Origin of the sequence: Paenibacillus sp. NEAU-GSW1 (assembly GCF_009737085.1) — a bacterium.
GTDB lineage: Bacteria > Bacillota > Bacilli > Paenibacillales > Paenibacillaceae > Pristimantibacillus.
The window spans coordinates 14300-37867 of sequence record NZ_WOVL01000019.1; the positions used below are offsets into that span (position 1 = coordinate 14300).

At 49.5% G+C, this 23568-nt stretch carries 21 protein-coding genes; 19 read left to right on the forward strand and 2 right to left on the reverse strand.

Going from position 1 to position 23568, the window contains the following annotated elements; all coding sequences use genetic code 11:
* The first annotated feature begins 46 nt into the window (after positions 1-46).
* From GOM71_RS15405 to GOM71_RS24115, 4 genes are all read left to right on the forward strand, one after another.
* Positions 47-1345 (forward strand): methionine gamma-lyase family protein, encoded by a 1299-nt coding sequence (locus GOM71_RS15405; RefSeq protein ID WP_156282638.1) that lies wholly within the window; start codon positions 47-49, stop codon positions 1343-1345.
* An 89-nt stretch (positions 1346-1434) separates the two neighbouring features.
* Positions 1435-1845 carry a MerR family transcriptional regulator gene (locus GOM71_RS15410; RefSeq protein WP_156282640.1) on the forward strand — a complete coding sequence of 137 codons (411 nt, stop codon included), beginning with the start codon at positions 1435-1437 and terminating at the stop codon, positions 1843-1845.
* Positions 1846-1871: 26 nt separating this feature from the next.
* The gene (glnA, locus tag GOM71_RS15415; RefSeq protein WP_156282642.1) at positions 1872-3200 is read left to right on the forward strand and encodes a type I glutamate--ammonia ligase; all 1329 of its coding nucleotides are present in this window, start codon (positions 1872-1874) and stop codon (positions 3198-3200) included.
* A 132-nt stretch (positions 3201-3332) separates the two neighbouring features.
* On the forward strand, positions 3333-3560 hold the full coding sequence (locus tag GOM71_RS24115; RefSeq protein WP_216651757.1) for a hypothetical protein: 228 nt from the start codon (positions 3333-3335) through the stop codon (positions 3558-3560).
* Positions 3561-4201: 641 nt separating this feature from the next.
* Here GOM71_RS24115 and lexA read toward each other — a convergent pair.
* Positions 4202-4822: a transcriptional repressor LexA gene (gene lexA / locus GOM71_RS15425; protein WP_156282644.1), complete on the reverse strand. Its 621-nt coding sequence runs from the start codon at positions 4820-4822 to the stop codon at positions 4202-4204.
* Positions 4823-4981: 159 nt separating this feature from the next.
* On the opposite strand from lexA, the gene GOM71_RS15430 reads away from it, so the two are divergent.
* From GOM71_RS15430 to GOM71_RS15445, 4 genes are all read left to right on the forward strand, one after another.
* A complete protein-coding gene (locus tag GOM71_RS15430; RefSeq protein ID WP_173275677.1) occupies positions 4982-5353 on the forward strand; it encodes a LysM peptidoglycan-binding domain-containing protein in 372 nt (123 codons plus the stop codon).
* A 147-nt stretch (positions 5354-5500) separates the two neighbouring features.
* Positions 5501-5686 (forward strand): DUF896 domain-containing protein, encoded by a 186-nt coding sequence (locus tag GOM71_RS15435; protein ID WP_173275680.1) that lies wholly within the window; start codon positions 5501-5503, stop codon positions 5684-5686.
* A gap of 27 nt (positions 5687-5713) precedes the next feature.
* The gene (locus tag GOM71_RS15440; protein WP_367649633.1) at positions 5714-6220 is read left to right on the forward strand and encodes a hypothetical protein; all 507 of its coding nucleotides are present in this window, start codon (positions 5714-5716) and stop codon (positions 6218-6220) included.
* 27 nt (positions 6221-6247) lie between these two features.
* On the forward strand, positions 6248-7036 hold the full coding sequence (locus GOM71_RS15445) for an HAD family hydrolase (protein WP_156282650.1): 789 nt from the start codon (positions 6248-6250) through the stop codon (positions 7034-7036).
* A 67-nt stretch (positions 7037-7103) separates the two neighbouring features.
* Here the strand turns inward: GOM71_RS15445 and GOM71_RS15450 are convergent, their stop codons facing one another.
* A complete protein-coding gene (locus tag GOM71_RS15450; protein ID WP_156282652.1) occupies positions 7104-7649 on the reverse strand; it encodes a 1,2-dihydroxy-3-keto-5-methylthiopentene dioxygenase in 546 nt (181 codons plus the stop codon).
* A 174-nt stretch (positions 7650-7823) separates the two neighbouring features.
* Here GOM71_RS15450 and metH point away from each other — a divergent pair, with 174 nt between their 5' ends.
* From metH to GOM71_RS15505, 11 genes are all read left to right on the forward strand, one after another.
* Positions 7824-11243 carry a methionine synthase gene (gene metH, locus GOM71_RS15455; RefSeq protein ID WP_483311050.1) on the forward strand — a complete coding sequence of 1140 codons (3420 nt, stop codon included), beginning with the start codon at positions 7824-7826 and terminating at the stop codon, positions 11241-11243.
* Between the two features lie 43 nt (positions 11244-11286).
* Entirely contained in the window at positions 11287-12210 is a 924-nt protein-coding gene (gene rnz / locus GOM71_RS15460; RefSeq protein ID WP_156282764.1) for a ribonuclease Z, read from the forward strand.
* 260 nt (positions 12211-12470) lie between these two features.
* Positions 12471-14720, forward strand: a complete 2250-nt coding sequence (locus GOM71_RS15465; protein WP_156282656.1) for a DEAD/DEAH box helicase — start codon at positions 12471-12473, stop codon at positions 14718-14720.
* A 55-nt stretch (positions 14721-14775) separates the two neighbouring features.
* Positions 14776-16149, forward strand: coding sequence for a ribonuclease H-like domain-containing protein (locus GOM71_RS15470; protein WP_156282658.1), 1374 nt, complete (start codon positions 14776-14778; stop codon positions 16147-16149).
* A complete protein-coding gene (locus GOM71_RS15475) occupies positions 16146-16964 on the forward strand; it encodes a TIGR01457 family HAD-type hydrolase (protein ID WP_156282660.1) in 819 nt (272 codons plus the stop codon). Before GOM71_RS15470 ends, GOM71_RS15475 begins: the two co-directional genes overlap by 4 nt.
* 38 nt (positions 16965-17002) lie before the next feature.
* The gene (locus GOM71_RS15480) at positions 17003-17818 is read left to right on the forward strand and encodes an Fpg/Nei family DNA glycosylase (RefSeq protein WP_156282662.1); all 816 of its coding nucleotides are present in this window, start codon (positions 17003-17005) and stop codon (positions 17816-17818) included.
* A gap of 3 nt (positions 17819-17821) precedes the next feature.
* A complete protein-coding gene (locus tag GOM71_RS15485; protein ID WP_367649634.1) occupies positions 17822-18661 on the forward strand; it encodes a deoxyribonuclease IV in 840 nt (279 codons plus the stop codon).
* Positions 18658-18993: a cyclic-phosphate processing receiver domain-containing protein gene (locus tag GOM71_RS15490; RefSeq protein WP_156282664.1), complete on the forward strand. Its 336-nt coding sequence runs from the start codon at positions 18658-18660 to the stop codon at positions 18991-18993. Before GOM71_RS15485 ends, GOM71_RS15490 begins: the two co-directional genes overlap by 4 nt.
* A gap of 21 nt (positions 18994-19014) precedes the next feature.
* Complete coding sequence (locus GOM71_RS15495; RefSeq protein ID WP_367649635.1) at positions 19015-20031, forward strand: SAM-dependent methyltransferase; 1017 nt, start codon at positions 19015-19017, stop codon at positions 20029-20031.
* 157 nt (positions 20032-20188) lie between these two features.
* On the forward strand, positions 20189-21946 hold the full coding sequence (locus tag GOM71_RS15500) for a sensor histidine kinase (RefSeq protein WP_156282666.1): 1758 nt from the start codon (positions 20189-20191) through the stop codon (positions 21944-21946).
* A 1-nt stretch (position 21947) separates the two neighbouring features.
* Positions 21948-23495: a response regulator transcription factor gene (locus GOM71_RS15505; RefSeq protein ID WP_367649642.1), complete on the forward strand. Its 1548-nt coding sequence runs from the start codon at positions 21948-21950 to the stop codon at positions 23493-23495.
* The last annotated feature ends 73 nt before the right edge of the window (positions 23496-23568 follow it).

The window sequence follows — 23568 nt, forward strand, 5'->3', positions numbered from 1 at the left end:
AATGGATGTATAACGGGAAGCGAAAAAAGGGAGAGTAGAAACAAGCATGCAAGAGCAACAGAATGGACAGCATGATTTAAAGGGTTATGGCGAGCTTTGGGAAAAGCTCGAGCGGCTCGCAGAGGAAGCGGAGGAGCTGGCAGGCAGCCAGCTCAAATCAGTGGATCGCATTGCAGAAAAGAACAGCTGGAAAGTAATTCGGGCGTTTCAACGCTACAAAGTAAGCGATTTTCATTTTTCGGGCTCGACGGGCTACGGCTATAACGATCGGGGACGCGAGGTTTTGGATCTCGTGTACGCCGATGTGTTTGGCGCCGAGGCTGCTTTAGTGCGTCCGCATTTCGCCTCCGGCACACATACGATCAGCGTCGCACTGTTCGGATTGTTGCGGCCGGGGGACGAGCTTTTGTACATTACCGGTTCTCCTTACGATACATTGCATAAGGTGATTGGCAAGCCAGGTGACGGGACAGGCTCTCTGCAGGATTTCGGCATTGGCTATGGCGAGGTGCCGCTATTGGAGAGCGGCGCGCTGGATTGGGAGCGGATTGAACAGGCGATCAACGAAAAAACGAAGGTTATCGGGATTCAACGTTCGAGAGGTTACAGCTGGAGATCTTCTTTCACCGTTGCGGAAATCGGTGAAATGGTAAAGCGTGTTAAGGCGATTAAACCGGATGTGCTTGTGTTCGTCGACAACTGTTACGGGGAATTTACCGAGCTGATAGAGCCGACTGAAGTCGGCGTCGATCTGATGGCGGGCTCGCTCATTAAAAATCCCGGCGGCGGTTTAGCTTCGACTGGCGGCTATATTGCCGGAACGGCGTCCGCGGTAGAAGCAGCGTCCTATCGGTTGACCGCTCCGGGCATCGGCGGCGAAGTTGGCGCTATGCTTGGCACGCTGCGGTCAATTTACCAAGGATTGTTTCTGGCGCCGCATCTGGTTGGACAAGCGGTTAAGGGAAGTGTATTCGCTGCCGCACTGTTCGAGAAGCTAGGCTTTGAGACTCAGCCGCGCTGGGACGTGCCGCGTACCGATTTGATTCAAGCGGTTCGTTTTGGCGGCGCGGATCATTTAATTGCCTTCGTGCAAGGGATTCAGCAGGCGGCTGCGGTTGATGCCCACGTTGTGCCGGAGCCTTGGGATATGCCTGGCTATGAGCATCCGGTTATAATGGCGGCAGGCACGTTTATACAAGGCGGCAGTCTGGAGCTGTCAGCGGATGCTCCGATTCGCGAGCCGTATATCGCCTATATGCAAGGCGGGCTAACGTATGCGCATGCTAAATACGGCGTTTTGACTGCGTTGCATCGACTCGTTTCAAGTCATTTGGTTGTAATTTAATTGTGATTAAACCTAACATAACTTGACACGTTTTTGGAAGGACGTTAATATATACGTATAAACGAGCAATTTTGGAAGGTTGATGCGACATGGGTGATGATATACGTAGAAACATGGCCTTGTTTCCGATCGGTATCGTAATGAAGCTGACGGATCTGACGGCCCGCCAAATCCGCTATTACGAGCAGCATGAGCTGATCGTGCCGGCGCGAACTTCAGGCAATCAGCGTTTATTCTCATTTAACGACGTGGAAAGACTTCTGGAAATAAAGGCGTTAATTGAGAAGGGTGTAAACATCGCTGGAATTAAGCAAGTTATGAATCCGGTTTCAAAAGAATCCGACGACGCCACAATGGTAAGCGAGCAATCGGAGAACAAGCGCAAAGAGCTTTCGGAAGCGCAGCTTCACCGCCTGCTCAAGCAGCAGCTGCTGGAGAAGCGTCCGGGGCAAGCTTCGCTTATTCAAGGCCAATTAACCCGTTTTTGGCAAAAGCGCTAATCTAACTTTTTTTAGGAGATGATCTCATGAGCTACACGAAAGCTGATATTAAACGAATTGCCGAAGAACAGAACGTCCGGTTTATCCGTCTGCAGTTTACGGACTTGCTCGGAACGATCAAAAATGTTGAAATTCCGGTCAGCCAATTGGATAAAGCGCTTGATAACAAAATGATGTTCGACGGATCTTCCATCGAGGGTTATGTACGTATTGAAGAATCTGACATGTACCTATACCCGGATCTTGATACATGGGTTGTATTCCCTTGGGTTACGGAAGACCGTATCGCTCGTCTTATTTGCGATATTTATATGCCGGACGGAACGCCGTTCGCCGGCGACCCGCGCGGCATTTTGAAACGTTCTCTGAAAGAAGCGGAGGAAATGGGCTACACGGCAATGAACGTTGGTCCAGAGCCAGAGTTCTTCCTGTTTAAAACTGACGAGCGCGGTGAGCCTACAACCGAATTGAACGACCAAGGCGGTTATTTCGACCTTGCTCCAATGGATTTGGGCGAAAACTGCCGTCGTGAAATCGTGTTGACGCTTGAAGAAATGGGCTTTGAAATCGAAGCTTCCCACCATGAGGTAGCTCCTGGCCAGCATGAAATCGACTTTAAATATGCGGACGCGATTAAAGCTGCCGATCAAATTCAAACGTTTAAGCTTGTCGTGAAGACGATCGCAAGACAACACGGCCTGCATGCAACGTTTATGCCTAAGCCGTTGTTCGGCGTTAACGGCTCCGGTATGCACTGTCACCAATCGTTGTTCCAAGGCAACACGAACGTGTTCTATGACGAAAGCGACCGTTTGGGTCTTAGTGCAACCGCTCGCTATTACATGGCTGGAATCCTGCAGCATGCGCGCGCGATGGCGGCAATCACGAACCCGACGATCAACTCTTACAAACGTCTCGTTCCGGGTTATGAAGCGCCTTGTTATGTAGCATGGTCCGCGAGCAACCGTTCGCCGATGATCCGTATTCCGGCATCCCGCGGCCTCAGCACCCGCGTAGAAGTTCGCAATCCGGATCCGGCTGCGAATCCGTACCTGGCACTTGCTGTAATGCTTAAAGCCGGTCTGCACGGCATTCAGAACAAAACGGTTCTGCCTGCGCCGATCGACCGCAATATTTATATCATGTCGGAAGAAGAGCGCATTGAGTCCGGCGTTCCGAGCTTGCCGTTTGATTTGAGAGAAGCGCTTGACGAGCTGCTGCGCAGCGAGGTTATGTGCGAGGCGCTGGGCGACCATGCGCTGGCTCACTTCTACGAGTTGAAAGAAATCGAGTGGGACATGTACAAAACACAAGTTCACCAGTGGGAACGCGATCAATATTTGACGCTCTACTAGGATGGAAATCCCTTGGCGCCTTTAGGCGTCGGGGGATTTTTTTATTGTGAAGCGAAAGGGAGGAATTGCAGCTGATATTGCGGGAGTGCCTGCAAAACGGTTATCAAATGCTTCCGAGAAGCAAGTGAAAGTGTGCCTGAAGTGCCTGAAGTGCCTGAAGTGCCTGAAGTGCCTGAAGTGCCTGAAGTGCCTGAAGTGCCTGAAGTGCCTGAAGTGCCTGAAGTGCCTGAAGTGCCTGAAGTGCCTGAAGTGCCTGAAGTGCCTGAAGTAAAGAGTTTCCAATCTTCAAGCGTGCTTAGCGAAGCTCGTTCGCAATATAGCGAACCCAATTTCGCAGTTTACAACGGAAACGGGCGGTAGAACGAGAGTAACGAATCGTTTTTCGTTATTTGCGAACATTCGTTCTTGTGCAGCGAAATTTAGTTCGCTAATGAGTGTATAAGGTTAGTTTTGAGACGGAATAGCGAAGTATAGTTCGTTAATTAGCGTATGTGGTTCGTAATCAAGCAATGTGCGCAATTGCATGCTCATTACGCGCGCACCCAGCGCACGGTGCGTTGCTGCAAGCTGAGGGTCAATTCGAGCATGAAGATGTGGTGGAGCGAGCTAAAGTTACTTTTAATGAAGATGACGGCATGTTTCAGTGCAAGATACTCAACAGATAAATGTTTTTGCGAAGCTCGTTCGCAATATAGCGAACCCAGTTTCGCAGGTTACAATGAAAAGGGACGGTCGAAAACGATTAACGAATCGCTTTTCTTTATTGACGAACATTTGTTCTTGTTCAACGAAAGTTAGTTCGCTAATGAGAATATAAGGTTTGTTTTGAGGTTGAAAAGCGAAGTTTATTTCGCTATTTAGCGAGTTTGATACGTTATGTGTTCATGTCAGCGCTGATGTGGAGGAACGTTAGCAAATGAGTGCGAACAAAAAAGCTGTTCCCACGGTACGGATGCGGAAACATCCGATATTGCGGGAACAGCTTCTTAATGTTGTTGAGCTTAGTGAATATCGCGGAAAAGTCCGATTACTTTGCCGAGAATGGTAACGTTGCGAAGTCGGATCGGCTCCATCGAGGGGTTCTCCGGTTGGAGCCGGAAATGATCCTTCTCGCGGAAAAACCTTTTGACCGTCGCTTCGTCGTCCTCGGTCATAGCTACGACAATATCGCCGTTATTGGCGGATTGCTGCTGCCGTACGATAACGTAGTCGCCGTCATGGATGCCGGCTTCGATCATGCTCTCGCCCATTACGTTCAAAATAAAGACATCGTCGTCGCCAACGTAATGCGTTGCGAGCGGAAAGTAATCTTCGATGTTCTCCGTTGCAGTTATAGGCACGCCGGCCGTTACTTTGCCGACGATCGGAATATGGGAGACAGCAGGGCGGATAATGCCGTCTACATCTTCTTGGTCCAAGATTTCGATCGCGCGAGGTTTCGTCGGGTCGCGGCGGATAAGGCCTTTCTTCTCGAGACGGTCCAAGTGACCGTGTACAGTGGAGCTGGAAGCGAGCCCGACCGCTTCGCCGATTTCCCGAACGGAAGGCGGGTAGCCTTTATCTCGAACTTCATTCTTTATAAATTCAAGAATCGACTGTTGGCGATTGGAAATCTTCGACATGAGATCACTCCAGAACTAGTTTTGTAGCAAATTATAGCACAGAACCGGAGTTCGTACAAACATTAGTTCCTAAAAACAAAAGTTCGCATTTTTGTATTGACTGCAAACACTTGTTCGTGTAATCTAAGAACAACAGAACAAATGTTTGGGGTGCTGATAATGATGATGATGAATCCTTCCTTCTATAAGTCGATACATAAGAAAGAAACAGCAGCAAGCGAGTCGATTCGAGAGATTACAGGCTTGCTACAACGCCATGCTTTAAAAGCTATCGTAAGTATTATTGTTTTTGTATTGTTGTTCTCGAGCTTTCTATTAATACAAACGAATGCTTCTGGTGAAGTTGCTCCAGTCACGATCGATGAGCAAGTAATTATTGTCGCATCGGGAGATACGCTATGGGAAATAGCGGATCGTTTCACAGAAGGTTCTCAAGATATAAGACGATATATTTACGATATTAAACAACGTAACCAATTATCTTCGTCGGAACTGATGCCAGGACAGCAGCTCATTATGCCGAAACAGTAACATCTGATATGGACAGTGAACGAATCGCAGCGTTCGACTGTCCTTTTTTGTTGTTTCGGAAGCGGCGCTCGCCTTGACAATTGAAGGCGTGAAATGTCAAAGTAGGTAGGAGGGTTTTATTCAGACTGCAAGCGAGGTGAATTGGCAATGGGACAATTAATTACGCGAATTAATGAGCTATCGCGCAAACATAAAACGGTTGGCTTGACGGAAGAAGAGCTTGCGGAACGCGACGAGCTTCGCAAGAAGTATTTGGAGAACTTCAGAAACAATTTCCGCCAACAGTTGGACAATATTGAGTGGGTGGAAGACCAGGAAGATAAGAAGCAATAATTGTTAATCCGATTAGGAGGAAGCTGAGTGTCACGTTCATGGGAGCGCAAAGTGCGCAAAAATATGAGTCAAGTCAATAAAGCGCGCAAGAAGCAAGGTGCGTCAAGCATCGCTCTAGGCAGCGAGAAGAAAGACCGTTACACAGGAAGAAGCTATATTGCGCCAATTCTTCTTGTATTGTTTATTTCGATGTACGTTGTTCTCGTTTCAACCAGCAAAGGCTTCAAGCCGGATACGATGTTTTACGTCACCATCGGCTGTTATTTGTTTCTAGCATTGGTGTTTTTCTTGCGCAAACCGTATATTACGGTTGGCAAAGATTACGTTCAGACGCGGAAGATGACGGGGGACAAGCGTTTAGGTGTTTCGGCGATCAAAGGAATTAGCGTTCAGAAAGGGTATGTTGTCATCGAGCAGCACAAAGGCGGCAACTGGGTTTTCTCCAGAGTGCTGAACCGCTACCCGACGGACGATATTAGCGAGCGTCTGCAGGAGTTCGCGAAAGTGAACAACTTGCCTTTTGAACAAAAATAGACAAACAATGGGAGAGTAATGAGAGCTATGGCTAAACAAGCAGTACTATTCGATCTGGACGATACATTGCTGTGGGACGATCGCAGCGTAAAAGAAGCGTTTGAGGTAACTTGCCAAGCAGGCGCAGAGGCTGCCGGCGTAGACGCCGTAGAGCTGGAAGAAGCGGTTCGCCGCGAAGCGCGCGCGCTGTATGAAGGGTATGAAACGTTCCCTTTTACAAAAATGATCGGCATTAACCCATTTGAAGGACTTTGGGCTAATTTTCGTGAAGGCGAGCAAGAGGAATTCCGCAAGCTGGAGCAGCTCGCGCCAAACTATCGCAAGGAATCCTGGACGCGCGGTCTTAAAGCGCTTGGCGTAGACAATGAAGATTTGGGTACAAAGCTGGCGGAGCAATTTCCTGCTGAACGCCGTAAACGTCCATACGTGTATGAAGAAACGTTCCGTTTGCTTGACCATTTGAAAGGCAAATACAAACTGCTCTTGCTTACGAACGGTTCTCCTGACCTCCAGAGAGAAAAGCTGGCTGGCGTACCGGACTTGGTGCCTTATTTCGATCATATTATTATTTCCGGCGAGTTTGGCGAAGGCAAGCCGGCAGCTTCGATTTTCCGCCATGCGCTTGAACGACTTGGCATCGAACCTGATCACGGTATTATGGTTGGCGATAAGCTGACGACTGATATTTTAGGTGCGAACACAATCGGTATGACTTCCGTATGGGTCAACCGCCATGGTGCGGTTCGCAACGATGAAATCGTCCCTTCCCACGAGATCTCACACCTTGAGCAAATATTAACGCTTCTCGAACAATAAGAAACGACGAAAAATCCCCGCACCTTCGATCGACGGTACGGGGATTTTTCGTTATTCGAACAATAAATTATTGTGCTTTGCTGAATGCAGGATCGTCATACGGATGAGCAATCCAGCCTTCAGTTTCGATAAACAGACGTACCGCAACGATTTGACGGTTTTCCATCAACGTAAAGAAGTGAGGAATCGTCTCCGGAACGGAAATAACGTCGCCAGCTTCCAATTCTACGTCGAAGTAACCGACTTCTTCGGAACCTTTAATGATGAAAATGCCTTTGCCCGCTGTAATCGCACGCACTTCATCTTCCGTGTGCGTATGAACTTGCTCAAACTTTTTAAGCAGCTCATCCAAGTTAGGCGTAGCGTCGGACAAAGCGATCAAATCCCATGTTTTGTAGCCGCGGCGGGAAGCCAGATCACGAATTTCCTCGTCGAAGGTAGCCAAAATTCCCGCTTTCTCCTCGTCGGAAAGAACAAATTTATTTTGCAGATGCTCAGGAAGCTTACCTGCGTCCCAATGCTCATAAAGCACTTCTTGGCTTTCTAGAAATTGACGAACATTCTGTTCGCCCGTAATGCGTTCTTCTGTATTGCGGATTCGGATTTCAGCCATGTTCATTCCCTCTTTTCCAATTGAATTTAAATGATATGATCAATTATAGCGTAAAAATCGCAGATTGTCGATGGACTGCCTTTTCACAAAGCAGTGATTCTGTTACACTAATTGTTAATGATTTTTCGGAAAGAAGGGTGCCGAATTTTGTCTAAACCTACGATAAAAGAACTTATGCAGCAACGAATCCTAATCCTTGACGGTGCAATGGGGACGATGATTCAACAAGCAGATTTGAAAGAAGAGGATTTTGGCGGCGAGGAGCTGGACGGCTGTAACGAAATGCTCGTTTTGACTCGCCCGGATGTCATCCAACGTATTCACGAGCAATACCTGGAGGCTGGCGCTGATATTATTGAAACGAATACTTTTGGCGCAACTAGCGTCGTGCTCGCCGAATATGACATTCCCGAGAAGGCAAGAGAGATCAATATTGCTGCGGCTACGCTTGCGCGTAACGCTGTTGATAAATATTCAACGCCTGAACGCCCTCGTTATGTAGCGGGAGCGCTTGGACCTACAACGAAAACGTTGTCTGTAACCGGCGGCGTCACGTTCGACGAGCTTGTCGAAAGCTATTTCGAGCAAACGGTCGCGCTAATTGAAGCTGGCGTAGACGCAATCTTGCTCGAAACCTCCCAGGATACGCTTAACGTAAAAGCGGGCAGCATTGGTGTGCGTAACGCTTATAAACATACGGGCATTGAACTTCCGATTATGATTTCCGGCACGATTGAACCGATGGGAACGACGTTGGCGGGTCAAAGCATCGAATCTTTCTATATCTCGCTAGAGCATTTAAAGCCAATTTCTATCGGATTAAACTGTGCGACTGGCCCTGAGTTTATGCGCGACCACATTCGCTCGCTCAGCGAGATCGCCGATTCGGCGATCAGCTGTTACCCGAATGCCGGGCTGCCGGACGAGAATGGCCATTACCATGAATCGCCGGAATCGCTTGCTTTAAAAATGTCTGCTTTTGCCGAGCAGGGCTGGCTGAACATCGCCGGCGGCTGCTGCGGCACAACACCTGAACATATTCGCGCGATGGACGAAATGATGAGCAAGTTCCAGCCGCGTACCGTTTTTGGCACCCATGCACCGGCAGTTTCCGGCATCGATACGGTGTACATCGAGCCGGAAAATCGTCCGATCATGATCGGCGAACGTACGAATATTTCCGGTTCCCGCAAATTTAAACGTTTGATTAAAGAAGGCAAGTTTGACGAAGCGTCGGAAATTGCGAGAGCGCAAGTTAAAGGCGGCGCGCATGTCATCGATATCAACCTGCAGGATACCGATATTGATGAAGCGTATGCTGTCCATCAATTTATACCAGAGGTCGTCAAAAAGATTAAAGTTCCTTTAATGCTTGACTCCACTTATGATCATATCATTGAGCTTGGCCTTAAATATTCGCAAGGCAAGGCGATCATTAACTCGATCAACCTTGAGGATGGCGAATCGAAGTTTGAAAAAATATTGCCGCTGATTCATCAGTACGGTGCTGCAGTCGTTATGATTTTGATCGACGAGCGCGGCCAAGCGGTATCTCGCCAAGCAAAAATGGAAGTTGCCGAGCGTTCTTACGATTTGCTCGTTAATAAATACGGCATGAATCCTGACGATATCATTTTTGACCCGAACATGTTCCCGGTTGGCTCAGGCGACCCGCAGTATATCGGTTCGGCTGTAGAAACGATCGAGGGTATTCGGATGATCAAAGAGAAGTTTCCTCGGGCGAAGACGATTCTCGGCTTGAGTAACATTTCTTTCGGTTTGCCGGATGCGGGCCGCGAAGTGCTCAACTCCGTATATCTGTACCACTGTACGAAAGCCGGTCTCGACTACGCGATCGTGAATACGGAGAAGCTTGAGCGTTATGCTTCGATTCCAGAGGATGAGCGCAAGCTGGCTGAGGATTTGATCTACAATACGAACGATGATACATTAGCCGCTTTCGTTGCCGCTTTCCGTGAGAAGAAGGTTGTGAAGAAGGAGAAAATCTCCAATCTTACGTTGGAGGAGCGTCTTGCTTCCTACGTTGTCGAAGGTACCAAAGAGGGGCTTATTCCGGATCTGGATGAGGCGCTCAACAAATATTCGCCGCTTGAAGTCATTAACGGTCCGCTCATGCGCGGCATGGAAGAGGTCGGCCGACTGTTCAACAATAACGAGCTGATCGTTGCCGAGGTGCTGCAAAGCGCGGAAGTAATGAAAGCGTCCGTTGCCCATCTTGAGCAGTTCATGGAGAAAAATGAATCGTCTGTCAAAGGTAAAATTATTTTGGCGACGGTTAAAGGCGACGTGCACGACATCGGCAAAAACCTTGTCGAAATTATTCTTTCGAACAACGGCTATAAAATTATTAATCTTGGCATTAAAGTTCCGCCGGAGAAGCTCATTGAGGCATATCGCGAGGAGAAAGCGGATGCGATCGGCTTGTCGGGCTTGCTCGTGAAATCAGCTCAGCAAATGGTTATAACCGCGCAAGATATGCGCAACGCCGGCATAGATGCGCCAATTCTTGTTGGCGGCGCCGCCTTGACTCGCAAGTTTACGAAAACGAGAATCGGTCCGGAGTATGACGGTCTGGTGCTTTATGCAAAGGATGCAATGGACGGGCTCGATATTGCGAACAAGCTGATGGACAAAGAGCATCGCGCCAAAATGGAAGAAGAGCTGGCCGCTTACAAGGCTTCCGGAGCGGAAGAAGCGGAAGAGAAAAAGCCGCTGCCTGAGCTTTCCCGTGCCATTCGCTCGAAAATTTCGACCGATGCGCCAGTTTACATTCCGCCGGATACGGATCGTCATGTATTGCGCAACGTTCCGATTCCGCATATCGTGCCATACGTCAATATGCAAATGCTGCTCGGCCATCACCTGGGCTTGAAAGGCAATGTCGAAAATCTGCTGAACGAAGGCAATGAAAAAGCGGTGCAGCTGAAAGAAACCGTTGATGGCATTCTTCACGAGGGCCATGTAAACGGCATTATTCAAGCGCACGGCATGTACCGGTTTTTCCCGGCGCAATCTTCGGGCAATGACATCATTATTTACGATCCTCAGGATCATACGAAAGAAATCAAACGGTTTACGTTCCCTCGCCAGCAGGTTGATCCGTACTTGTGCCTAGCCGATTATTTAAAATCGGTTGAGAGCGGCGTCATGGACTACGTCGGCTTTCTCGTAGTTACAGCGGGTCAAGGCGTGCGCGAGCTAGCGCAAGAATGGAAAGAAAAAGGCGACTATTTACGCTCGCATGCGCTGCAATCGGTCGCATTGGAAGTTGCGGAAGGTCTCGCCGAGCGTGTGCACCATATGATGCGCGATGTATGGGGATACCCGGATCCGCCAACAATGACTATGAAGCAGCGCCATGGCGCTCGTTATCAAGGCATTCGCGTATCGTTCGGTTATCCGGCCTGTCCGAATTTGGAGGATCAAGAGCCGTTGTTCGACTTGATGAAGCCTGAGGATATTGGCGTGGAATTGACGGAAGGCTTTATGATGGAACCTGAAGCGTCGGTTTCCGCAATGGTATTTGCCCATCCGGAAGCGCAATATTTCAATGTCGAGAAGGTCGAAAGATAACAGAAACGTCATGCGCTTCGCAACAATGTGAGGGATTAACGTGATGGATATATGGTTTCTCGGAACTGGCGCCGGCAGGCCGACAAAGGAACGCAATGTAACATCGATTGCGCTGCGTCTTCCTGAGCCGGATTGCGCGTTATGGCTGTTCGATGCAGGTGAAGCGACGCAGCATCAATTTATGCGTACGCCGTTAAAGCTGAATAAATTGGAGGCGCTGTTCGTCACTCATTTGCACGGCGACCATACATTTGGCATTCCAGGATTGCTTGGCACAAGATCGTATGTTGGCGGGAACGGCCCTTTAAAATTGTTTGGGCCTCCCGGTATTCGCGAGTTTACGGAAACGGCGCTTCGTCTCAGCAGCACGCATCTCGATTATGAAATTGAGTATCACGAAATTGAAGCGGGCGTCATTTGGGAAAATGATCGATTTACAATTGAAGCGAGGGAGCTCGAGCATCGCGTTCCTTGTTTTGGCTATCGTATTGTCGAGCATGATCGCCCCGGCAAACTGAATGCGGAGAAGCTAAAGGCGCTTGGCGTTCCCGAAGGTCCGCTTTACGGGATGCTGAAGAAAGGTATCGACATAACGATGCCGGACGGAAGCACAATATCGGCGGCCGAAGTTTCCGGCGCTCCGCTTAAAGGAAGAATCATTACGATACTTGGGGATACGAAGCCTTGCTCGAATACTGTTCTGCTTGCGCGGAACGCCGATCTGCTTGTGCATGAAGCGACTTTTGCAGCCGATCAGCAGGAAAAAGCACATTTGTACGGTCATTCTACGACAGCCGAAGCTGCGGAGGCGGCTCGCGAAGCTGGAGCTAAGCAGCTAATCATGACGCATTTCAGCTCAAGATTTACGGAGCTTCATATTTCGGAGCTTGAGCAGGAAGCGAGAGCTATATTCCCGAATTCGCATGCCGCTCATGATTTATTTCATATGATGATCCCTTGTCCGTAATCCGTAAGACATATGAAAAGGGGGTGTCCCATAAGTCATTAAAATGACGATGGGATCCCCCCTGTTTTATGTAGGTTAAACAGCAAACTGCACATCAAATGTTCCGTTTGCCATTATTATTCGTGCATAAGAGACTCTATGAGCAAATGAACAGGATATCGAAGAGAACATTTACTAAGTCTTGGCATACGCCAGGTCTTTTTTATTTTTGTATCGCCATTTATAATAAGAACAACCGTTCTAGTTAAGGAGTGGATTGTTTGTTTCAGAAAAAGACGCTTTCCCAGCTAATCGAGGAATTGCGGGGAAATGAAAATATTATTAATTGGCATGAGATACAGCCGCAGGAGGCCAGAACAAAGCCGGTGCCTGAGAGCGTAAGCCCGCGCATTAAAGACGCCCTGGCTAAACGCGGCATTGCGGAACTTTACTCGCACCAGCACACGGCCTATGAAACGATTCGAAAAGGCGAGAACGTCGTCGCTGTCACGCCGACAGCTTCGGGCAAAACATTATGCTATAACCTGCCTGTACTGCAGACGATAGCGGAAGACGACGGCAGCCGCGCGCTATATTTGTTCCCGACGAAAGCTCTGGCGCAAGACCAAAAAAGCGAACTCAATGAGATGATTGAGGAAATGGGTATTGATATAAAAAGCTTCACGTATGACGGGGATACCGCCCCGGCCATTCGGCAGATCGTTCGGACAGTCGGGCATATCGTCATTACGAATCCCGATATGCTTCATTCGGCGATTTTGCCGCATCATACGAAATGGGTAAGCCTGTTTAGCAATCTGAAATACATTATTATTGATGAATTGCATACATACAGGGGCGTTTTCGGCAGCCATGTAGCCAATGTCATTAGAAGGCTTAAGCGTGTCTGCAAGTTTTACGGCAGCAGCCCGTTATTTATATGTACGTCTGCGACAATCGCCAACCCGAAGGAGCTGGCTGAGCAGTTAACCGGAGAGCCTATGCGACTCATCAACGACAACGGCGCGCCGAGAGGAAGGAAGCATTTCGTTTTCTATAACCCGCCAATCGTAAACAAGCCGCTGAATTTGCGGAAAAGCTCAACGGCAGAAGTAAACCAGCTGGCGAAACAATTTCTTTCTAATAAAATACAAACTATTGTGTTTGCCCGAAGCCGGGTAAGGGTCGAAATTATTTTAAGCCATTTGCAGGAACTGGTTAAAAACGAAATCGCGGCTAAGTCCATTCGCGGCTACCGGGGCGGCTATCTTCCGAACCAGCGCAGGGAAATCGAAAAAGGGCTGCGGAACGGCGACATTCTGGGCGTAGTAAGTACGAACGCGCTGGAGCTGGGCGTAGACATTGGGCAGCTGCAAGTGTGCGTAATGACCGGCTATCCCGGCAGCGTCGCCAGTACATGGCAGCAAGCAGGCCGGGCAGGCAGACGTCACGGCGAAGCTCTTGTATTAATGGTTGCCAGCAATACGCCTATCGACCAGTATATCGTTCAGAATCCCGAATACTTCTTCGACCGTTCCCCGGAGTCGGCTCGAATTAATCCGGAAAACTTGCTTATTCTTGTCGATCATATACGATGCGCTTCGTACGAACTTCCGTTTAAGCAGGGCGAACAATTCGGTCAAGGCGAAATAGAGGAGGTGCTAGAATACCTTGTAGAAGAAAGGGTGCTTCATCGCGCGGCAAGTACTTACTACTGGGCGAACCAGTCTTTCCCTGCCAGCGAAGTAAGTCTGCGTTCCGCCGCTCAGGAAAACGTCGTGATCATAGACCAATCGGACATAGCTAACGTAAACATAATCGGAGAGATGGACCGGTTCAGCGCGATGACCTTGCTTCACGACGAAGCCATCTATCTCCACGAGGGCGTCCAGTTCCAAGTGGAAAAGCTGGACTGGGAACATAAAAAAGCTTATGTCCGGGAAGTCGAAGTCGACTATTACACCGACGCAAACCTGGCCGTTAAACTTAAGGTTCTGGATATTGACAGAACGGAAAGCAGACGAATTTCTTCTATTCATTACGGAGAGGTGCGAATTAACGCCATACCGACCATTTTTAAAAAAATCCGCTTAACCAGTTTCGAGAATATCGGGTATGGAACGATTAGTCTTCCCGAAGAAGAGCTGCATACCAGCGGGACCTGGTTAGAACTGACGGAAGTCGATTCGAGCATGGATACTAAAACGCTGGAACAGCTGCTGGTCGGGATTGCCAATGTATTGGGGCATATCGTTCCGATTCATGTCATGTGCGACCGAAACGATACTCACGTCGTATCGCAGATTCGGGCCGAGCATACGCAATTGCCTACTATTTTTATTTATGACCATTACCCTGGCGGCATTGGTTTGGCCGAAGACGTATACAAGCGCTTCGACGAAATAAAAGCCGCTGCGAAGAACGTGTTAAAAAAATGCCCTTGCTCCGACGGCTGCCCTTCATGTATAGGTACGCAAATCGAAGGACTTAACGCCAAGCAAAAGGCTATAGAGCTACTGGGGGCTATATAATGAATCTGTATGACAACAGCTTGATAGAGAGGCTGTTCGAATCGGAGGGGACGCGATGAGCGCACTGCGAGATCGAATGAATCGGCTTCGAGGGAGCGGAAGCGTAAGTACTGGCTATAACGAAGCGGCCGGCGCGCTCGCAGCCGAAGCCTTATCGGAAACATCCGATGCGCACCAAGCCGCGGCTGACGTACAGGCGACACGGCCGCAGCCGGTTGAAGTTGAAACAGAGCGGCTGCATCCGGAATGGACGCCTTTTGGCGTACGGCTGCGATGCAATGCAGAAGGCGAATTTTTGCTTCGGGAAACCAGATATCCGGCAAGCCATCGCCACGGGATTCATCAGCTGACAGAGCTGCGGGAAGCGGCGGCCGGACTGTCCGCCTTTCATGGCGAAACGGTTCATGCGGAGCAGTTGCTGTTTCTCGATTTGGAGACGACGGGGCTCGGCATCGGTACAGGCAATGTGCCCTTTATGGTCGGCATTGCCTATTTGCAAGGGGAGCAGTTTGTCGTGGAGCAAACGCTTATTCGGCATCCGGCAGAGGAGAGAGCGATGCTCGCGTATTTGGAAACGATGCTTCCTAGCTTCCGATACCTGGTGACCTATAATGGGAAAACGTTCGATTGGCCCGTTATGCTGAACCGTTTTATTATGAACGGCAGAAACAGCCGCGCATGGGAGCCGCTGCATCTTGATTTTCTTCATCCCGCCCGCAGCATATGGCGCAATACGTTAACTTCCTGCAAGCTTAGCCATGTGGAGGAGGAACGGCTTGGCATCGAGCGCATCGACGATGTTCCGGGCTCGCTTGCCCCGCAGCTCTATTTTCAATATTTAGCTGACGGCGAACCGGATACGTTAAAGGGCGTGTTCCGCCACAATGAAATCGATATGCTGTCGCTTGCCTGCCTTGCCATTCGTTTCGGCCATCTGCTAGGGAACAAGACAATGGATGAGGCGCAGGATTGGCCTAAGCGGTATGTGGCTCTTCCGGAGCAAACCGAGGAGCTGGTGCGCACTGGATTGTGGCTGGAGAAAATGGGACTGCTCGAAAGAGCCGAGCTGCTTTTTGCGCTCGCCGCAGATGCCGAGGGTGGCGAAGCGGACGCTTTGCTTAAGCTCGCAGGGCGTGACAAGAAGGCTGGAAATTGGACCCGAGCTGTGTTATTGTGGCAGAAGGCTATAGCTGTTCCGGTTAAGTATGGTGCGGCTTCATTGAACGCTTGCGTGGAGCTGTCGATGTACTATGAACATAAGCTGAAAGATTACAGTTCGGCTTTACAATACGCAACAGAGGCGCTGGAGCATGCGCTTGGCAATCCGCTCCTTGGCCGGGCAGACGCGAAGAAAAGAGCGGAGCTCGCCAGCCTTCGGAATCGCCAAGAACGGCTTCAGCGCAAGTCGGGAAGGATGCAGGGGAAATGAAAGAGCATGGGATTGAGACGAAGCCGGGCGGCATTTTGCTTGATTTGGACGGCACGTTGTATCATGGAACGAAACGAATAGAAGGCGCTGACCGGCTGATCGATAAGTTGAAAGAGTGGCGGCTGCCTTACCGGTTCGTCACAAACAATTCCAGCGCAGCGCCGGAGACGGTCGCTGAACGTCTGAATGCGATGGGGATCGCAGCGGAGGCAAGCGAGGTATGCACTTCCGCGCAAGCGGCTGCCGAGCATATTGCCCGGCTTAAATCGGGCGCGGCCGTATTTATTATCGGCGAAGCCGGATTGATTCGAGCGGCGGAGGAAGCCGGCTTGCAAGTGGTTGAAGAAGCTCCGGACTTCGTGCTGCAAGGCATTGACCGTGAATTGAGCTATGCGCGTCTTGCCGCAGCAGTTCGCCACATTCATAACGGGGCAACGTATGTGTTGACCAATCCAGATTTGCTGCTCCCGTCGGAAACGGGCTTAATGCCCGGAGCAGGCTCAATCGGCGCTATGCTGACTGCGGCAGGCGGGCAAGAGCCGATGTTGATCGGCAAGCCTTCGCCGATTTTAATGGATTATGCGCTCGATAAGCTGGAGTTGACAGCGGATGAGACGTGGGTCGTCGGCGACAACCTGGCGACAGATATTGCTGCCGGCAAAGCTTCCGGCTGCGGGACTGTGCTGGTTCTTACGGGCCTCACGAACGCAGACAATATGGAAAGCTACGCTTCGATCGCCGGCTGCAGGCCCGATGCGGTATGTGCAAATTTAGATGAGCTGATCTCGTATATTTCCAGCTCGACCGGGATATAAGAGAAGGAAGCGAACGGACAGGAAGGAAGCGAGCGGTAATGCCTGAATTGCCGGAAATGGAAAATTATCGGCTGATGCTGTCGGATCGAATTGCCGGCGCGCAGATTACAGGAACGGAAGTGACGAGAGAGGCTTCCGTTCATATGACCGCCGAACAGTTTGAAGAAGCGTTGGCGGGAAAGACAGTATGGTTTATTGAGCGGCGCGGCAAGCATTTGCTGTTTCATCTGGATAACGGCAAACGGCTGTTGCTGCATTTAATGCTGGGCGGCAGCATGTTTTTTGGAACAGACGAGCAAAAGCCGGACCGTACAGTACAAGTCACGATCAAATTTACGAGCGGCAATCTTTATTTCATCGGCTTGCGACTAGGCTATTTGAAGCATATGTCCGTGAAAGAGGTTGACAAGGAGCTTGCCTCTCTAGGACCGGATCCATTCGATAAACGTCTGACGCTGGAGCGGTTTGTCAGCCGATTCGCCAAAAAACGCGGAACGCTCAAAGCGGCTCTCGTCGATCAGCATGCAATTTCGGGTATCGGCAATTGTTACGCGGATGAAATCGCTTTTGCCGCATCGGTTAGGCCCGATACAAAAATAACAGCTATCGGCGATGACACGTGGGCACGCCTTTATGATTCGATGCATAGAGTGCTAACAGAGGCGCAGGCACGCGGCGGCTATATGGAAATGCCGTTTACAGCAGAGGATCATCTGACCGGTGGATTTAACGGAAATGAGAAAGTATATGATCGTGCCGGGCTGCCCTGCATACAATGCGGTACAGCTATCGAGCAGATCGAAGTTTCTTCCCGCAAGGCATTTCTATGCCCGTCATGCCAGAAGGACCAATAAGCGATGATGCGGACCGGCCGGCATCTGAGCATTCGTAACGGCTATGCAGCAGCGGCCAAGACGGCGAAGGACAGCGGGATGGGCGCATTTCAATACTTTCCGAAAAACCCTCGCAGCTTGACAGTAAAAAGCTTTGATCGCCGGGATGCCGCAAAATGCGCCGATCTGTGCCGCGAGCACGGCATCGCAACCATTGCCCATACGCCCTATCCGACCAATTTGGCGGCTGACGGCGAGGGCGCTAGGGAGCGGGTCGTTCAATCGCTGCTCAATGATTTGGACATTGCAGAGCATTGCGGCTCGATTGGCGTTGTCGTGCATTTCGGCATCTATAAGGGAGCCGAGATTTTGCGAGGCTATCAATCGATTATTCAGAGCTTAAATGAGGTGACGGCGAATTGGTCAGGAGAAGCTAAGCTGCTCATCGAAATACAATCCGGCGAACATGCGTTTATGGGAACGACGTTCGAGGAGCTGGCGCAAATTCGCAATTTATGCAATGAGCCGGCAAAGCTCGCCTTTTGCCTTGATACATGCCATATGTTTGCCAGCGGGATGTGGAAAGGCGCAGGAGACGAAGCTTGGCTTGAGACAGCTGAAAAGCAGGGAATCTTGAATGCGGTTGCAGCCGTGCATTTTAACGACTCGTTGTATCCGGGAGGATCACGGCGGGATCGGCACGCACCGGTCGGTCAAGGCTATATTGGACTCGAAGCGATGCGCTGGATAATGTCGCTGGAGGGACTTCGAGCTGTCCCCTTTATACTGGAAACGCCTCCAGACGAGGATGGACGATACGAAAAGCAATTGAATCTGATGCGTGAATGGGGGATTCATCTATGATTCACGTCTTTTTGGACGATTTTCGGCCTTGCCCGCAAGGCTTTGTGCTTGCCCGCAATGCAGAGGAATGCAAGCAGCTGATCGACGCTGAGCCGATTGGCATTTTATCTTTGGATTATGATTTGGGCTGGAACGAACCGACCGGTTATGAAGTCGTCTGCCATTTGGTAGAGCGGGCTAAGTATCCGGAGCAAGTATATTTGCACACGTCGAGCGCAGCGGGAAGAATACAAATGTATCATCTGCTGTCCACGCATGCGCCAATGCATGTTAAGCTCTTTAATGGGCCGATGCCTTCGGCAGTGCTGGAGGAAATAGCAAAACGGAAATGATTGTTAGATGGAGGTGTCGGTGTGAGCCGATGGATTGGCACGGCAAATCAGGGGTATTCCCCATATGCGATAGAAGAACTTCGGCGGCTTCTGCCCGATATGAAAGCGACGCAGCTTGTCGCCGGAGAGGTTTTTATATTTGATACGTCGCTGGACCGCGAGGCGGCTATTCATGCCGTTCATAGCGAACGTCCTGCTTTTTTGCGTCATATGCAGCCGATCGACCGCGTCATCGCCATACATGGCGATGCGGATGACTTGCAGGAGCTTTCCGAAACCGCGAGAAGGGCGGCTCTTATTTTGGAGGACAAGCGGGTATCCATTCATTTGCGAAAAGTGAAGGCTACCAAGTATCCTTATTCGGCGGCTGATACAAAGGCGCTGCTGGATGCGGTGCTGGAGGAAATGGGCGCTGAATCGTCGCTTCAGCAACCGGATGTTATAATGGCGATATACGCTGGCGAAAGCGAGCTGTATATCGGATACGGCAGTCCGTCGGACATGCTTTCCGATTGGCCGGGCGGCGCCGTCCGTTTCCAACGGGAGAAAGGGCAAATCTCGCGGGCCAAGTTCAAGCTGCTGGAAGCAGAACGTGAATTTGGCCTTGATTATTCGGCATACCGCAATGCGCTTGACGTCGGCGCGGCTCCGGGCGGATGGACATCGCTGCTTCTGGAGCGCGGAGTTCGCGTAACTGCGGTTGACCCGGGCGAGATGCATCCGTCGCTTGCGAACCATCCGATGCTGACTTGCTTGAAGCGCAACGCTGCCGATGTGAAGTTTCAACCGGGCTCGTTCGATTTGCTCGTCTGCGATATGAGCTGGAGTCCGATGCAAATGTGCAAACTCGTGCTCGATCTGGAACCGTCTCTTGCGCCGCATGCGACGGCGGTCGTTACCGTCAAACTGATGCATCGCAAGCCGCTTCAAACGATTCGCGAAGTGAAGGAACGTCTTTCAACTGCATTCGTGATCGAGCAGTCCAGACAGCTGTTCCACAACCGCGAAGAAATTACGCTCCATTTAACTAAAAAATAAGAGTCTGAAAGTTGCTTTTTATTAAATTGAGCGGCTAAGGAACGGAGAGAAAGGTTGAGCTGTAGGAGCGATCAACAGCAGCCGGAAGTCCAACCTTTTTCGTAGTTTCCGACTAACGATCAGTTAATAAGCTTGCGACTTGAAAGAAGGGGACAGGATGCGGAAATTTAAGGCGCTCTATACGAATTTGCCGATTAAATACAAGCTGTTTGTCCTTTTTTTCGTTATGCTGGCGGTCGTTACCAGCGTCAGTTCCGTTATGCAGCAGTACGCGTTCGGCATATATGACGAAAAGGTTTATCAACAGTCCGCAAAAGCGCTGAGCCTGTCATCCGTCGGCATTGAGAACGAATTAGACAAAATTTCGCAGTTAGGCTTTACGATCGCTACCGATTCGACGATTCAAAAATATTTGAGCGCGATCCGCAGCGGAGGCTCGCAATATGACAACTATGTCATTATGAGAAACATAAAGGATCGGATCGTCGATTTGGGCGGACTGGGCAAATATATTCAATCGGTTCAAATTTACGATGTCAATCGAACGGAATATGCCGCAGGCAACCAAAGCATTACGATGAAGAACGAACGGTTGAACCGGATTATTTCGGCATCTGCCCAGAATAAAGGCGGCAATACATGGGTGTCGGCCGATGAGTTCGATGACAGCCTGACTGCTGCCAGGGAAATTCGAAGCTATCAGAATATCGAGCTTGAAAATTTGGGCATATTGACGATTCGCGTCGATACGAACAAAATGTTTTCCGATTATACGGCCGGGGACAGTTCACAGCATACCTCGATGATCATCGTTCAAGGCGATAAGGTGATCTACCCTGACGATACGACCGTGGCAGCCGAGACGCTGCAGCATATGAACGATGGCGGAAGAGGCTATCAAATGATGCCGCATGAAGGGCGGCAATATTTCGTCGCGCATGTGAAGTCTGCCAAGATGGGATGGACGTACTATACGCTGCTGCCGTTCGACGATATTTTCCAAAGCATTGTTCAAGTTAAAAATACGATCATTATTGCTTTTATTATATTGATCGCTTTATCCATCCTGTTCTCGTTGCGGTTTGCCAAACAGCTCACGAAACCGATCGAAAGCTTGAATATGAAGATGAAGCGGGTTCAGCTCGGCAATTTCGAGAACACGGATGTCGCAAGCACTCCGGAGCTCGCTATGGATGAAGTAGGTCAAATGCATCGCAATTTCCGTATCATGCTTGACCGGATTAATGAACTCATACAAGAAAACTACGTGAAGCAATTGGCCATTAAAGATACGCAATTTAAAGCGCTGCAGGCGCAGATCAATCCGCATTTCTTATACAATACGCTCGAGACGATTAATTGGAGCGCAAAAATGAGCCGCCAGACGCAAATATCGCAAATGGTCGAAGCATTAGGCTCGCTGCTGCGAACTTCAATCAGCATTAAAGAGCCGATTATTCCGCTTTCCAAAGAATTAGAGATCATTTCGTACTATATTACGATTCAAAATTTTCGTTTCGAGGAAAGGCTCGATTTCCATCTCGAAATTCCGGACGAGCTGTTGTACTGCGGCATTCCAAAACTTTCGCTCCAGCCGTTAATTGAGAACGCGGTCAACTACGGGCTTGAGCAAATGATCGATACATGCGTCATTCAAGTGAGCGCAGAGCTGCAGGAGGACTTCCTATTTATTTCGGTTCAGGATAACGGACCAGGCATGAAGCAGCAGTATGCGGACCAATTGTTAAGCGGCGAGGCGAAAACGAAGGGAACAGGCCTTGGTTTGAAAAATATCGAAGAACGCATCAAGCTGCTATACGGCGATGCTTATGGAATGACTGTAGTAAGCGCGATCAATGCCGGCACAAAGGTCAGTTTAAAGCTTCCGTATGAAATGAGGGATCATCTTGGTTAAAGTGCTGTTAGTCGATGATGAACGAATTATTTTGGAAGGCATATCAAGCCTTGTGCGTTGGTCTGAATTAAATGCCGAGCTTGTCGGGACGGCGAGAAACGGCATCGAAGCGATTGCGTTTATAGAAGAGCATCAGCCCGATATCGTCATTTCTGATATTAAGATGCCTGGCATGGATGGGCTGCAGCTTGTTGAAAATGTGTATGAACAATATCCGCACATTGCGTTTATTTTGCTTTCCGGGTTTAGCGAATTCGATTATGCCCGCAAGGCCATGCAATATGGCGTCAAGCATTATTTGCTCAAGCCGTGCAACGAGAACGCTATCGAGCAGGCTATTGAAGAAGTATGCGATGAGCTTGCAGCCAAGCAGTCGCAAAGCCAGTTTGTCATGACGATGCAACAGGAGCTGACGAAAGTACTGCCCCATGCCAAGTCGCAATTTCTGAAAGAGCTGGTTACTAACAAAACATATGGCAAACGCGATTGGGAAGACTATCGGAGAATGTTCCATCTGGAATACGAGCAGCAAAATGTAAGGCTTATATTGCTGCAAGTAGAAGGCCATTATGAATTTGAGCATTTGTTTGCGCTGACGAATATTGCGGAGGATGTGCTTGGCAAGGAACTCGTGCTGCTAAGCACGACAATCGGCAAGCAAGTGCTTATTCTGATCCAGGAAATAGAACGTGAGTTGTTGTTCAGCCATTTGGCCGGCATTAAGCGGACGTTTTCCGATTTCTATAAGCGAGACGTGACCATTGCGGTCAGTGATGAAGCGGAAATTACGGACGCGCGCAAAATGTACCGCGAAACGATGGAATGTTTGAATTATCGTTTTCATCTAGGCGAGGGGGCCATTATTACGCCTAACGATGTAGGCTCGCCAGCCGGTTTTGACAACGGCAGCTTTTATTACGATGACGAACAGCTGACGATGGACGTGAAGGCAGGCAATTCCGAAGAAGCGAAGCTGGAGCTTGAACGTTATTTTCAACTATTGTCGGAACAGCGGCTCAACAACGGCATGACGAAGTCATACGTCATTCCGTTGTTTATGTCTATCGTAAGGCAAAGCGGCGCCGATAAGATGAACAATTATTTGAAAATGATCGCCAGGCTGGATGAACTGGATACGCTTCGCGCCATTGAAAGCTTTGTGACGGAAACAGCGCTGCAAATATGCGCCGATAATTTCTCATCGCATAAATCGAAGCAGTCGGGCGTCATTCGCAAAATGATCGCTGTCATTGAACAAAATATCGGCTACCCAGAGCTGTCGCTTAACTGGGTAGCAAACGAGATTCTATATATGAATCCTGATTATTTGGGCAAGCTCTTTAAGAAAGAAACAGGCGAGAAATTTTCAAATTATGTGATGAAGCTGCGAATCGATAAAGCAGTCGACGTCATTAAAGGCATTGAAGACGTCAGAGTATTCGAGCTGGCCGAGCAATTCGGCTTCGGCGACAATCCGCAATATTTTAGCCAAGTTTTTAAAAAGCATACGGGGCATACGCCCTCCGAATATAAGAGATCGCTGTCCTGAATGGACGGCAATCTCTGTTTTTTTAACAAAGAAAGCGGTTTTCTTTATTAAGAAAGCGGATACATAAAGCTAT